Origin of the sequence: Pseudozobellia thermophila (assembly GCF_900141855.1) — a bacterium.
GTDB lineage: Bacteria > Bacteroidota > Bacteroidia > Flavobacteriales > Flavobacteriaceae > Pseudozobellia > Pseudozobellia thermophila.
The window spans coordinates 135,416-147,365 of record NZ_FQYU01000007.1 but is presented as its reverse complement, the minus strand read 5'-3'; the positions used below and the strand labels follow the sequence as shown (position 1 = coordinate 147,365).

Sequence of the window (11,950 nt, the reverse complement as noted above, 5' to 3'; positions counted from 1 at the left end):
AAAACAGTTCATGACAAGTTTGAGGAATTATTTTTTGAATGGCGCCATTCTGTTATTGGTGCTATCCGGCTGTAAGTCTAAGGAAGAAAAATCGCTCGTAAAGGACGAAGGTCCCAAACATCCCAATATCGTCTTTATTTATATGGACGATTTGGGCTATGGCGACCTTAGTTCCTACGGCGCTACCGAATTGAACACGCCCAATATCGATGCCCTGGCCGAGGGAGGGATCCGGTTTACCAATGGTTATGCTACTTCGGCGACCTGTACGCCAAGTCGGTATGCCATACTTACGGGGCGCTACCCTTGGCGAAACAAAGACGCCAAAATTCTTCCGGGCACGGCTCCCTTGATCATAGGCACCGATCAGATGACCGTTCCGAAAATGCTAAAGGAAAAAGGCTATGCCACGGGCATAGTGGGCAAATGGCACCTGGGCTTGGGAAGCGGAAACGTTAATTGGAACGAAAGGGTCGCACCGGGGCCCAATGAAGTCGGTTTCGATTATTCCTACATATTGGCGGCCACGCAAGACAGGGTTCCTACCGTGTACATTGAGGATGGCTTTGTCGACGGACTCGACCCCAACGACCCCATAGAAGTGAGCTACAAAGAAAATTTTGAGGGCGAGCCAACCGGATTGGACCATCCGGAGCTGACTACAATGAAGTGGCATCACGGGCATAATAACAGTATCGTTAACGGTATACCGCGTATCGGATACATGAAGGGGGGCGAGGCCGCAAAATGGAGCGATGTGGATATGGCCGATCATTTTTTGGCCAAGGCCAAAGCCTATGTGACCGAGCATAAGGACGGGCCTTTCTTTTTGTATTACGCCTTACAGCAACCCCATGTTCCAAGGACCCCGCATCCGAGATTTGCGGGCAAGTCGGGAATGGGACCACGCGGTGACGTCATTCTCGAGGCCGATTGGGTTGTCGGCGAATTCGTGAAGACTTTGGAGAAACAGGGCCTATTGGAGAATACCCTGATCGTTTTCTCTAGTGACAATGGTCCCGTGGTAAACGATGGGTACTACGACGAGGCCGAGGAGAAATTGGGCAAGCATACGCCTGCAGGTCCCTTGCGTGGAGGAAAATACAGTTTGTTCGACGCGGGTACACGGGTACCCTTCATCACGTATTGGAAAGGTAAGATCGCCCCGGGTACATCGGATGCCCTAGTATGCCAGGTAGACCTCCTAGCCTCCATGGCCGCTTTGGTCGGAAGTGATAAAAAAGGCGAGGACAGTGAAAACCTTTTGGATGCCCTAATGGGGAAAACGGACCAAGGAAGAAAGGAATTGGTATTGGAGGCCGGTTCAAGGACGGCGTTCCGAAAAGGGGACTGGGCCATGATCCCACCCTATAAAGGTGCTGCCGTAAACAAGCAGGTGAACATAGAATTGGGGAATGATAGCGAATACCAATTGTACAACCTTAAGGAAGATATGGGACAGACCAAGAACTTGGCCAAGGAAAACCCTGAAAAACTTCAGGAGATGATTCAAGGTTTTAAGGCGATAAGGGGCGAGAATAATACGGAAATCAAGGAATTGGAACTGAAGTAGCCCACAATAGGCCGACCCGCCGTCCCCGATTTTTGTCGCAAGACCTTTCGGAGTCTGATAATAACACTAACCGTTCCCGGTACAAAAGCTGCCCTTTTGGGTATATTGTGCAAGGAACGGTTCTTTGTTTTCGAAAAAAAAACGATATTTGCGCATCATGAAGTTATAGAAATTATGTTCCGTATAGATGTCAACGGGTAAAAACCCAAGATTGGGCGATGCTGTTTCGTTCCGTTTTGACACGTCTTCCTTTTTGTCAACATAATTTCACTTCAAATGCCACATTTAAACAAAATCACCTTAAAAAGACTGTTTCGGTATTTTATAATTGCCGTTACGGGCAAGGAAACAGAGTTTACTACCGGAAGCATCCGCAAGGCTATTTTTATGCTTTCCATCCCCATGATCTTGGAGATGATGATGGAGTCCATCTTTGCCATTGTCGATATCGCCTATGTTTCACAGGTCAGTGTAAACGCCGTCGCCACAATTGGTCTTACCGAATCGGTAGTTACCTTGGTCTATGCCGTTGCCATCGGATTGAGCATGGCGGCAACGGCCATAGTGGCCAGAAGAATTGGGGCCAAGGATGTAAGGGGTGCCCGCGAGGCGGCCGTACAGGCCATTGCCTTGGGCGGCCTGGTGTCGTTGATAGTCGGGGTATTGGGTTTTATATATGCCGAAAATATTCTGGCCCTGATGGGGGCGGAGCCCGACTTGATCGCCGAGGGCTCCGGTTATACGCGACTCTTGTTGGGCGGTAACATCACTATTTTGCTATTGTTCTTGATCAACGCCATATTCAGGGGGGCGGGTGATGCTTCCGTGGCCATGTGGGCCTTGGTGCTTTCCAACGGACTCAATATTGTTCTAGACCCCATATTTATATTCGGTTGGGGGCCCATACCGGAGTATGGGGTCATGGGTGCGGCCATCGCCACCAATATTGGTAGGGGAGCGGCCGTCTTGTTTCAATTGGCGGTATTGTTCTTCGGATGGAGCCGGATTAAAATCGGATTTAGTGACCTGGTGCTCCGTATTCCCGTAATGCTGAACTTGATCAAAGTCTCGCTAGGGGGCATCGCCCAGTTTTTGATAGGGACATCGAGCTGGGTCTTTCTGATGCGGATGATGGCGGAGTTCGGCAGTGAGGTGCTGGCCGGGTATACCATTGCGATCAGGGTCATGATGTTCACATTGATGCCTTCGTGGGGTATGAGCAATGCGGCGGCAACCTTGGTGGGCCAAAACCTCGGGGCCGAACGGCCCGATCGGGCCGAGAGTTCGGTCTGGATGACGGGAAAATACAATGCCTGGTTGATGGGGCTGGTTTCTTTGGTCTACCTTTTTTTTGCCCATGATATTGTGGCTTGGTTCAATACCAACCCGGTGGTAGTGGAAAACGGGGGGCTATGCCTGCAGGTCATAGCCGCGGGTTATGTATTTTACGCTTATGGCATGGTCGTTACCCAGGCTTTTAACGGAGCGGGCGATACCGGTACGCCTACCCAACTAAACCTCATAGCCTTTTGGTTGTTTCAGTTGCCCCTGGCCTATATGTTGGCCATTGTTTTTGATTTGGGGGCCATGGGCGTATTCATTGCCATTACGGCGGCCGAGGTGCTATTGGCCATCATCTCCATGGTGTGGTTTAAAAAAGGAAATTGGAAAAAGATCAAGGTCTAGTTGGCTTTTCGTAACTTTAGCCCTCTAAATCACGGAAAATATGCGGCATAATAAACTCGGCCTTAATACGATTTGTACCCATGTCGGGGAGGTAAGGGACGAACGGTATAAAGGAGCGGTTTCCCCACTTTATATGAGCAGTTCGTACGCCTTCGAAGATGTTGATGCAAAACGATATCCCAGATACTTCAACACCCCGAACCAAGAGGGGCTCGGTAAAAAAATAGCGGCTTTGGAGCATACCGAGGCCGGCCTGATATTTGGGAGTGGCATGGCTGCCATTACCACGTCGTTAATGGCATTTTTAAGGGCTGGCGACCATATCGTACTGCAACAAATTTTATACGGTGGCACCTACAACTTGATCGTAGAGGAGTTCGAGAAGTTTGGTATCGAATACTCGTTTACCGAAGGATGGCGGCCGGAGGATTTTGAGGAGAAGATTCGGCCGAACACAAAGGTGCTATATATCGAAACGCCCTCCAATCCGCTTTTGACGATTACGGATTTGGAGGCCATCGGAAAGCTGGGAAAGAAACATGGACTGATTTCAATGATCGACAATACCTTTGCGAGTCCGGTCAACCAAAACCCCATCGATTTTGGAATCGATATCGTCATACATAGTGCCACCAAGTACATGGGAGGGCATTCCGATATTCTCGCCGGGGCAGTGGCCTCGAACAAGGAAAATATCGCGCAGATCTTTGCCCTGGCAAAGAATTTTGGGGGCAGTCTTAGCGATTATACCGTATGGCTTTTGGAGCGAAGTATGAAAACTATGGGGATCCGCGTAAGGACGCAGAACCACAATGCCCAAAAAATGGCGGAATTTCTTTCGGCCAACGAGGATATAGCCAAGGTCTATTATCCAGGTTTGCCCGATCATCCGGGCCATGAAATTGCCAAGTCGCAAATGAAGGGGTTCGGGGGAATGTTGTCGTTCGAGCTGAACGAGGGTTTGGATGCCTCCCGATTTCAAAAAGCCCTGCAACTGATCAAACCGTCGATGAGTCTGGCCGGGGTAGAGAGTACGGTATTATCGCCCGCTTTGACCTCGCACGCCCTCTTGGGCGCCGAAGAGCGGGAGCGACAGGGCATCCGCGACGGATTGATCCGTTTTTCCGTAGGAATCGAGGAAGCCGATGACCTGATCGCCGATATAGAACAGGCCTTGCACAAAGTAAGGAATGGTGCCGTGGTTTCGACGAAGTCTTGATATTAGTAACGAAAAGCAAGGAATGAAATTGGATATATTGGCCTTTGGGGCCCACCCCGACGATGTGGAATTGGGGGCGGGAGCCACCATAGCAAAGGAAATAAAAAACGGTAAAAAAGTCGGAATAGTCGATTTGACCCGAGGGGAACTCGGTACAAGGGGTTCGGCCGAAATAAGGGCAAGGGAATCGGCCGCCGCGGCCAAGCTGCTTGGGGTTTCGGTACGCGAAAACCTAGGGTTTGCCGACGGGTTCTTTCGAAATGACAGGGAACACCAGCTCCAGGTGGTGAAAATGATCCGCAAGTACAAACCCGAAATCGTGCTCTGCAATTCGATAGAGGATCGGCATATCGACCATGGGCGGGGAAGCGGCTTGGTAAGCGACGCCTGTTTCCTGAGCGGCCTGGTAAAGATCGGGACCAGCCTGGGGGGCGATAGGGAACCCCAAGCTCCTTGGCGGCCGAAAGTGGTCTATCACTACATACAATGGAAGAACATCGAGCCCGATTTCGTGGTGGACGTTTCCGGATATATGGAAGCCAAGATGGAGGCCATAAGGGCCTATGCGTCACAGTTTCACGACCCGTCCAGCAAGGAGCCCGAAACCCCGATTACAAGCAAGAATTTTTTGGACAGCATCGATTATAGGGCCAGGGATCTGGGCAGGCTGATCAATGTAGATCATGCCGAAGGCTTTACCGTGGAGCGTTACCCGGCCGTTCGGTCGCTAGGCGACTTGATTTAAGCGATCGGACTTCATCGGTTTGTTCCTGTTCTTTTTATATTTGGGTACCGTAAAGTGAAAGGTGCTTCCCTTTCTTCGCAAACTGTTTACCCAAATGCGACCGTTGTTTTTTTCGACCATCTCTTTGCATAGGGGGAGCCCTAAACCGGTCCCTTTTTCATTATTGGTGCCGTAAGTGGTGATATTGGCATTTTGCGCGAAGAGCTTATTGATGGTTTCTTGGTCCATGCCGATCCCCGTATCCCGTATTGATATTTGCCAATGATCGTTTTTTTCGAGGGAAGAAATGGTGACCATGCCGTTTTGCGGCGTAAACTTAAGGGCATTGCTGATAAGGTTGCGAACCACGATATCGATTTGATTCTCGTCCGACCAGGCCATGGTGTCCGGATTTAAATGGTTGATCAGCCGAATGCCTTTGTTCTCCGCGGTTTCTGATAGGAGGTTGATATTGTCTTCGACAATAGATTCGAGGGCGACTACCGAAGGTTTGGTCACCGCTCCGTTCATCTGCGTCTGTCCCCACGAAAGGAGGTTGTTCAAGGTGAAGGAAATATGGTCGATGTCGTGCCTGAACTTGGGAATGAATTCCATGAACTCGTTCTGTCCGATCTCCCCTTCCTTGAACATCTTTAAAAGGCTTTGAAATGCCCCTATCGGTCCGCGCAGGTCATGTCCGATGATGGAAAACAACCGGTCTTTGGTACTGTTGATCTCCCTGAGCTCTACTTCCCTTTTTTCAAGGTCTTCGGTCTTTTCCTGCAGTTTTTTGTTCAGCTTTTTCTGGATTTTTTCACTTCGTTTCATCAATAGGGTAATGATGACGAATACTAAGAGTATGGCCAAGGCCGCATAGACATAGTTCCTTTGTGCGGCCAATTGTTTTTCATTCTCTTGGATCAGCGCCATTTTCTGCCTGTCGTGCTCCAGTTTGTTCTTGAACATATTCAGGCTGGTGCGATTTTCGGCCCGGGTCAAGGTATCGGTTAAAGATTGGTATATTTCGTGGTATTTAAGGGCCGAGGCAAAGTCCTTTTTGTTTTTATTGACCTTGTAGAGCGTGGCGGCACATTTTTGCTGACCTTCCTTAAAGTGTATCCGGTTCGAGATTTCAAGGGCCTCCAGGGCATATTTTTCGGCTAGGTTGTAATGCTCGAGTCCGAAGTGGGCTTCGGCCATTCCGTTATAAAGATCGATCTTGCCACGGTCGTCCTGTAGCTTTTTATGGAGCATTTCACTTTGGTTGTACCAGTAAAGCGCCCATTTGTATTTATTGTCCTTTAAATAGGTCTTTCCCTTGGTCTCATAGGCATAGGCCAACCAATCCATCACCCTGTGTTTCTCAAAAATCGCTATGCTGTTGTTTACATTGAACATGGCATAGTCCAGTTCTCCCATATCGGCATAGATCGAGGCAATATTGCTCATGCTTTCGGCCGAAATCACTTCATCGCCTATGTTTTCGTTGATTTTCTTTACCTTTTTATAAAAGATCAGGGCCTGTTCGTAATCTTTTTGCGCCGAATACAAATTGGCCACGTTTTCGTTCATTATCGATAACATGAGATCGGCATTGAGGGCCTTGGCCATGTCGATACCCTCCAAATAATGGGTAAGGGCTTTGGCATAGTCGCCCTTATATGAGAATTCGCCGGCCAAATTGTTTTTGGCACTTAGGGTGAGTTCCGGGTTGTTGATCGATAGACCGATATCCAGGGCCTTCGAGTAATGGTCGATCGCCCTTTCGTGCTCGCCCTTGTCGGAATAGTACCCGCCCATACCCATCAGGGCATGGCTTTCTCCCTTTTTGTAATCGATGGATTGGCTGTATTTCAACGCCAGTTTCGATAGGGTCATAAGACTGTCCGAACTGAAAAAACGCTGTGTTTTGCCCAGTTCGTTCAGCAAATCGATGTAGGTGGTATCCTTGACACTAAAACCGGGCGTTTTCCTCAATTTGTCGATTTCGATATGTAGACTGTCCTTGTTCGATTTTTGGGCCTGCAGGGAGGCATTGGACAATAAGAGCAAAAGAAGGGCACAGCCAAACCTGACCGGTTTGGGGAGATGAATAAAAAGTGCTTGACAGCGGTACATAATTTGGCCCTTATTTTCGACTAATTTAAAGGCAGATAGGGCTTGTTTCTAAATAATTGTTGTGAAACGCCAAAAAATGTGTGTTTTGTCATGTTATATATGTATTTCGTCGATGTTTTTGATTGACAGGAAGTTAATAGGTCATACAATACTTACAAATACGTACTTGTCACCGCGATAAAAAATATCGGCGTTTTTATTTTGAAAGATTGTTCAAAAAAAATTACCTTTGCCACCGCTTGCAAACCGAGGGAGGCGATTTCGATTCCATTGTGGTTGCCTGCACTGTCAAAAAACGGCAGGTCGGGTTTGCAAGGTAAAATGGTGGTTGTAGCTCAGCTGGTTAGAGCGCTTGATTGTGGTTCAAGAGGTCGCCGGTTCGACCCCGGTCTTCCACCCATTATTGTAAAAACGTCCCGCCCATCGGCGGGACGTTTTCATTTGATGCCTTTTATTTACGAAACCGAACCGTAGCGGGAATCAAAAAAAGGCCCTATCGTCAATGGACAGGGCCTTTATCAATCGGTAGGTCTGCGCTTTTTTAGTACTTTATTCCTGAACCTTGTCGACAATTATGCGTTGGTCTCTATTGGCGACCTCCCAAGCCGTATGGAAGACCAGCCGTGTGCGGTTCTCCAAAAGATCATAGTTGATTTTGTCAGGGGTATCGCCTGGTCTGTGGTAATCTTCGTGGGTACCGTTAAAATAGAATATAATAGGAATGTTGTTCTTGGCAAAATTGTAATGATCGCTGCGGTAGTAGAAACGATTGGGATCGTTCTCGTCATTAAAGGTATAATCGAGCTCAATATTCGTATACTTACGGTTGACCTCTTCGGAAAGGTCGTGCAAATCGGTGCTTAATTTATCGGAACCGATGAGATAGATGTAGTTGCGTTCGCCCGTCCGTTTGGGGTCGATTCTCCCGATCATATCGATATTGAGGTTGGCAACGGTTTGCTCAAGGGGAAAAATGGGCTCTACATCGGTATAATACCTTGAGCCCAATAGCCCTTTTTCTTCACCGGTAACGTGTAGAAATACTATGGACCTTTTCGGACCTTGGCCCTGGTCGGCCGCTAGCTTAAAGGCCTGTGCTATTTCGAGCAGGGCCACGGTTCCCGACCCATCGTCGTCGGCCCCATTGTTTATCTCGCCATCGGCCGAGATACCGATATGGTCTAAATGGGAAGATAGGACCACATATTCCTCGGGTTTTTCAGAACCCTTGATGAACGCAACGACGTTCTCTGAAACCACTTCGTTGTTTTGGCTCCTTACGTCGATTTTTATCGGGGTGGCAATTTTTTGCGATTTGGCCTCCGTATCGATTTTGGGCACCAAGGCCTTGGCCAGTTTTGAGTTGATCCAAAAGGTGAAAAAACCGTCGGAGCCATCGGTCGAAAGCTCCATTCTACGGTTTTCATTGTTTTTCATCCAATCGAAACGGCCTTTAAGACGGGGAAAGTTGTTTTCGTCGTAATAGAACATACCCTTGGCCCCTTTGCTCGAAGCGAGTTCCATTCGCTTGCCCATCGATTCGGACATATTGCTCCATACCGATTTTTTTGAAGATCCCGAGATGATGTAATTGCCATTGGCATCTACGGGTTCACCGGCCTTGACAAGTATTATTTTGCCTTCCACGTCTATATTTTTGTAATCCGAATATTTGTCGGTCTCTATTCCGTATCCGGCATATATCATATCCTCGAATTCCCCCTGTCCTTCCGAAAACGTCAAAAAATCGGTTCCAAGTGGGTAGTTCACCCCATTTATGGTAATCGACCCACTTGGCAATTGGCTAACTTCCAAGGGCACGTTTTGAAAATAGTCACCGTCTTCTTTGGCAGCAGGTATCCCTAGGTTTTCATATTGGGACTTTAGGTATTCAACGGCCTTTTTCTGTCCGGGTTCTCCCGTTTCCCTTCCCTCAAAATCATCCGAGGCATAGATATACAGATGCTCCTTTAAATCTGCCTCGGTAATGGTCTTGGCAAACATTTCGGGATTCTGTTGCGTTTCGACGATTTCATTGTTGGTAGAAGCCGTTTTTTGGGAAGAATTGCAGGCCATGACCAATCCAATGGCCAGTACAACTGTTTTTTTCATGATCTTAATCTTTTTACGTGCGGTCCGGAGACGTTCTTTCTCAAGGAAAGAGTTTGTCGTATCGTGTAAATAACTGTTAATGGTCGTGTCAAAATTCTTCAAAAATAAGGAAAAGAAATAGAATATATCGGGATGGGGAAAATCAATTAAGTGGTGCTCCTTTTTAGGATTTTTGGTAACTTGACGATCTTAACGAAACCTATACCCTAGACCCATACACAAAATGAAAATCTCAAAAATTGTAGTGCTTGCCTGCTTCTTGGGGGCAAGTTTGGTAGCTTGTAAACAGAAAAAGGAAAAGATGGCAGACATTCCCATGAAAAAACAGGAAAGTAAACTTTCAAAGCATATAAACGTCAAAAATTTTGAAACGGTAATAGATGGCGATTCCGTTAATCTATATACCCTAAAAAACAAAAACGGCATCGAAGTGGCCCTGACCAACTATGGGCAGCGACTTATATCCTTGCATGTACCGGATAAAAATGGAAATTTCGAGGACATCGTATTGGGTTTTCCGGACCTAAAAAATTATTTGGCCAAAAAGAATTACTACGGGGCGACCATCGGTCGGTACGGCAACCGTATTGCCAAAGGCAAGTTTACCATCGATGGCAAGGAGTACGACCTGGCCATCAACAACAATGAAAACCACCTTCATGGAGGTATAAAAGGTTTCGAAAGCGTGGTGTGGAACGTCGATAGGGCTAACGACAGGGAAATAGTGTTTAGCAGGACGTCCCCCGACATGGAAGAAGGTTACCCCGGAAACCTGAACGTAACAGTGACCTATACCCTTACCGATGATAACGAACTCAAGATCAATTATCGGGCCTCTACCGATAAACCGACGTATGTGAACCTGACCCATCATTCGTTCTTTAATTTAAAAGGGGAGGGCAACGGCACGGTAAACGATCATGTCTTGATGTTGAATGCCGATAGCTATACCCCTGTTGACAGTGGGTTGATTCCTACCGGTGAAATTGCAAGGGTGGCCGGTACGCCCTTCGATTTTACACATCCGAAGGCGATTGGAAAAGATTTAAATGTAGAGGACGAGCAGTTGAAATACGGCAACGGGTATGACCACAATTTTGTATTGAACAAAACGCCCTTGAACGAAGACGGGCTCGTGTTGGCCGCCCGGGTGGTTGAGCCGTCCAGCGGTCGCACTTTGGAGGTTTTTACCGATGAACCCGGGGTTCAGTTTTACGGGGGCAACTTTTTGACGGGGGCCGATATCGGAAAAAGCGGAAAACCCTATGTGTTCAGGGGGTCCTTTTGCCTGGAGACCCAACATTTTCCCGATTCGCCCAATCAACCCGATTTTCCGAGTACGCGATTGGACCCGGGAGAAACCTATAGTTCCAATTGCGTTTACAAGTTCGGTGTACTTGGGCACTGAACGATGGTACCAAGGGGCCATGTCCCTGTCCGATAACTGCTACCCAAGTCCGATCCGACCCGAATATTGGTTTATATAGTATCAATTTGGGCTAAAAATAACCTATGGAATTGAATATAATGCCCCTAATTTTGTGAGAGCAAATAATTAAACAGATCGCTATGGAATTCGAATGGAAAGGGGTTATGCCCGCGGTTACTACCAAGTTTACCGACGACGACAGGCTTGATATCGATGCCTTTGCCAAAAATATTACGGCCCAAATCGATGCCGGTGTACATGGTATTGTATTGGGCGGTTCCTTGGGCGAGGCGAGCACCTTGACCCGGGAAGAAAAGAAGATACTGATCAAGGAAACCGTCAAGATCGCCAACGGAAAAATCCCCGTGGTCATGACCATTGCCGAACAAGCGACCAAGGAGGCCATAGCTGCCGCCGAAGAGGCAAAGGAAAGTGGGGCCGATGGCCTAATGGTCTTGCCTCCCATGCGCTATAAGTCTACCGACCTCGAAACGGTGACCTACTTTAAGGAGATTGCCCAAAGTACCGATTTGCCCATCATGATTTACAATAATCCGGTCGATTACAAGATCGAGGTAACCGTCGACATGTTCGAAGAACTTATGAAGATGGGAAATATTGGGGCGGTCAAGGAATCTACGCGCGACATCATCAATATAGGTAGGTTGCGAAATCGCTTCGGCGACGACCTGAAAATACTGACGGGTGTCGACCCATTGGCCTTGGAAAGTCTTTTGATAGGGGCCGATGGTTGGGTCGCCGGTCTGGTTTGTGCCTTTCCGGCCGAAACAGTGGCCATTTACGAGTTGGCCAAGGCGGGGTATACAAAACAGGCCACCGAAATCTACAGATGGTTCCTGCCCTTGTTGGAATTGGATATCAGTCCGCAACTGGTACAGAACATTAAGTTGGCCGAGGTTGCTACGGGCATCGGAACCGAAAATGTACGAAGGCCGAGGTTGCCCCTGCAAGGGGCTGAGCGTGAGCGCGTTCTAAAAGTTATCGAAGAGGGCCTGCGCACCCGGCCGAAACTTCCTGATTATAAAAACCTTAGGGACTTGTCCCAACAAGGCGCATTGTAAAGGGCAC

General features: G+C 48.0%; 8 protein-coding genes and 1 tRNA gene. 7 read left to right on the top strand and 2 right to left on the bottom strand.

Features of this window, described 5'->3' with window-relative positions; all coding sequences use genetic code 11:
* The first annotated feature begins 10 nt into the window (after positions 1 to 10).
* From BUB37_RS16280 to bshB1, 4 genes are all read left to right on the top strand, one after another.
* The gene (locus tag BUB37_RS16280; RefSeq protein WP_072994884.1) at positions 11 to 1,573 is read left to right on the top strand and encodes a sulfatase family protein; all 1,563 of its coding nucleotides are present in this window, start codon (positions 11 to 13) and stop codon (positions 1,571 to 1,573) included.
* Between the two features lie 276 nt (positions 1,574 to 1,849).
* Positions 1,850 to 3,259 carry an MATE family efflux transporter gene (locus BUB37_RS16275; RefSeq protein WP_072994883.1) on the top strand — a complete coding sequence of 470 codons (1,410 nt, stop codon included), beginning with the start codon at positions 1,850 to 1,852 and terminating at the stop codon, positions 3,257 to 3,259.
* A 40-nt stretch (positions 3,260 to 3,299) separates the two neighbouring features.
* Positions 3,300 to 4,478, top strand: a complete 1,179-nt coding sequence (locus BUB37_RS16270; protein WP_072994882.1) for a trans-sulfuration enzyme family protein — start codon at positions 3,300 to 3,302, stop codon at positions 4,476 to 4,478.
* A gap of 22 nt (positions 4,479 to 4,500) precedes the next feature.
* Positions 4,501 to 5,223 (top strand): bacillithiol biosynthesis deacetylase BshB1, encoded by a 723-nt coding sequence (bshB1, locus tag BUB37_RS16265; protein WP_072994881.1) that lies wholly within the window; start codon positions 4,501 to 4,503, stop codon positions 5,221 to 5,223.
* Here the strand turns inward: bshB1 and BUB37_RS16260 are convergent.
* The gene (locus BUB37_RS16260; RefSeq protein WP_072994880.1) at positions 5,206 to 7,320 is read right to left on the bottom strand and encodes a tetratricopeptide repeat-containing sensor histidine kinase; all 2,115 of its coding nucleotides are present in this window, start codon (positions 7,318 to 7,320) and stop codon (positions 5,206 to 5,208) included. The genes bshB1 and BUB37_RS16260 overlap by 18 nt on opposite strands.
* A 323-nt stretch (positions 7,321 to 7,643) precedes the next feature.
* Here BUB37_RS16260 and BUB37_RS16255 point away from each other — a divergent pair.
* Positions 7,644 to 7,719, top strand: a tRNA-His gene (locus BUB37_RS16255).
* Positions 7,720 to 7,869: 150 nt separating this feature from the next.
* On the opposite strand, the gene BUB37_RS16250 is transcribed toward BUB37_RS16255, so the two are convergent.
* Positions 7,870 to 9,432, bottom strand: coding sequence for a M28 family peptidase (locus tag BUB37_RS16250; RefSeq protein ID WP_072994936.1), 1,563 nt, complete (start codon positions 9,430 to 9,432; stop codon positions 7,870 to 7,872).
* Between the two features lie 301 nt (positions 9,433 to 9,733).
* Here BUB37_RS16250 and BUB37_RS16245 point away from each other — a divergent pair, with 301 nt between their 5' ends.
* Both BUB37_RS16245 and BUB37_RS16240 read left to right on the top strand, forming a co-directional pair.
* Entirely contained in the window at positions 9,734 to 10,840 is a 1,107-nt protein-coding gene (locus BUB37_RS16245) for an aldose epimerase family protein (RefSeq protein WP_244526863.1), read from the top strand.
* 161 nt (positions 10,841 to 11,001) lie between these two features.
* Positions 11,002 to 11,943 (top strand): dihydrodipicolinate synthase family protein, encoded by a 942-nt coding sequence (locus BUB37_RS16240; protein ID WP_072994878.1) that lies wholly within the window; start codon positions 11,002 to 11,004, stop codon positions 11,941 to 11,943.
* The last annotated feature ends 7 nt before the right edge of the window (positions 11,944 to 11,950 follow it).